Here is a 2,114-nt window from a genome sequence, read left to right as displayed (position 1 = left end):
CATCCGTCTCGGCGCTGCGCGCCGATCCACCTTCTCCCACAAGGGGAGAAGGTAAGAACAGTCGCGCCTGATCCGAAAAACAGCGTCCGAACAATACGATACAGCCGGCATCTCCCATGCTGATTCAGGAATTCCCCCATGTCCCGACACGTCACCTTCATGACCATCGACGATGCCGCGCACTACACGCCGCAGGAGCGCGCGGCGATCGTTGCCGCTTATCCAGCGCATGAGCGCGAGGCACGCGCCCGCGGCATTCCGGTGCTGGGTTCCGGTCGCATCTTCCCGGTGGCCGAGGCGCTGATCGCCTGCGAGCCGTTCCGGCTGCCGCGCTACTGGCCAAGGCTGGGCGCGCTCGATTTCGGCTGGGACCATCCTTCGGCCGCGGTCGAGCTTGCCTGGGATACGGAGGCCGATGTCGTCTATGTCACCAACGGTATCTATACGGTAAGCGAAGGCCGATGGTTCCGCGCCGCCGATGCCCGCACCGGGCGCACCATGCAGAAGGGAACGACGGTGCATGTCCAGCAGGGCAACGCCTCGGCTGATTTTGTCTTTGCCTTCCAGACGCTGAACCCTGTGATCGGCACCGATGACATTGTGCTCTCGTTCTACCAGTCCGACGACACCGTCGGCGATATCCAGGCAGCCGCGCAAGGCATCATCGACCAGGCCCAGGCCGCTGCGGACGTAGCGACGGGCGCCATGACGACGGTGATCGATCCGCAATTCGCGACCAAGGCGACGGCCGAGGCATTTTACCCGCCGATAGCACCCACATACATCCGCACCGCCTTCTACGACAGCTCTCAGGTGGCAGGCAGCGGCGCTGTGTACCGCAAGAATGGAACGAATGTCGGGGATTTGGTGATCACGCTGAGCGATGGCATGACGAAGACAGGCTATACGCTCGCCTCAATTCCGGTGGCGGCATCAATGCTCGGGGCGCGTGGTGGCGGTGCGAATGCCACGGCTGCTATCAGTGCACTGCTCGCGGGCAGCTATCCGCATGTGCTGATTGACGGCTCCTACCAGACCGACGGCAACCACACGATCTCGACAGCGAAGAAGCGCGTCGAATGCCTGGGTGGCTCTGCCCTGATCCTGCGCGCGCCAGTCGGCACCGTTACCGGCCACCATCCCGTCATCGATATTGCTGCCGATGACGTCCTGATAGACGGTGACCTCACGATCGATGGTGGATCACATGCCGGCTACCAGGCTTCTATCGGTATTCGCGTCGGCCTCTCCACTGGTGCACGCCGGAAGCGGCCGACAATCCGCGGCGTGAAGGTTCGCAATCTTGGCCTTGCCGGTGTGACGGCGCTCTGTGTCGACAGCCCGACGATTGAGGACATTGACGGCTATAACATCGTCACGCCAACCGGCGGCGAGTTTGGCGACACGGTTTACGTGGCCGGCGTCCGCAAGCCGATCGTGCGCAACATCCGGTCGGCGAAGTGCAAACGCGACGGTGTCGTGTTGACCTATACGGGAAATCTAAACACCACCGACGTGTTGGTCGATGGGGTTTTCGCGGACGCACATCTCGACAACCCCTCCGCCGGTGTCTGGGTGGAGATGACCGGTGCGCGAGATCCGAGAGGGATCATAACTAACGTGGTGGCGAATGACTGTCTGGTTGGCGTAGCCGCGACTGACGCCAACAGCGAGATCGTTATTTCGAATGTCAAGGCAATAGGCAACCGGCTCTCCGGTAGTTCTGCCGGTAACGTCTTCGGCGTTCAGATTCAGTCGGGCCGGCTCGATAACTGGTACATCGATCGTTACAACACCGCCCTGCAATTGGAGCCAAACGGCGAATTTCAGTTCGCCCTCAGCTCGCAAGTTGGATCGTTTGCGACTGGCGAAACGGTCAGCGGCGGCACCTCTGGCTCCGCCGGAACCCTGCGATTCCAACATTTTGAAATCGTCATCACCGGTTCAACCGTCGACTATGAACTCGGTGAGACGGTGACAGGCGGTTCATCCGGCGCGACGGGCATCTTGGTCGACTTCTTTGCCAACGTGCTAAGGGTCTTGCCGATAAGCGGGACGTTTCAGGCCGGTGAGACAATCTCTGGAGGCAACTCTGCGATTGCCCAAACAGCAAA

1 pseudogene is annotated in these 2,114 nt (G+C 61.0%); it reads left to right on the top strand.

Features of this window, described 5'->3' with window-relative positions:
* Window positions 1-159: 159 nt before the first annotated feature.
* Window positions 160-444 (top strand): annotated as a pseudogene (locus tag EOC06_RS36365) (terminase family protein); the annotation flags it as partial.
* Window positions 445-2,114 lie beyond the last annotated feature (1,670 nt).

The organism is Mesorhizobium sp. M7A.F.Ca.MR.362.00.0.0 (assembly GCF_004023175.1).
GTDB lineage: Bacteria > Pseudomonadota > Alphaproteobacteria > Rhizobiales > Rhizobiaceae > Mesorhizobium.
Note: the sequence above shows the minus strand (reverse complement) of the source record. Positions and strands in the feature narration are given on the sequence as shown.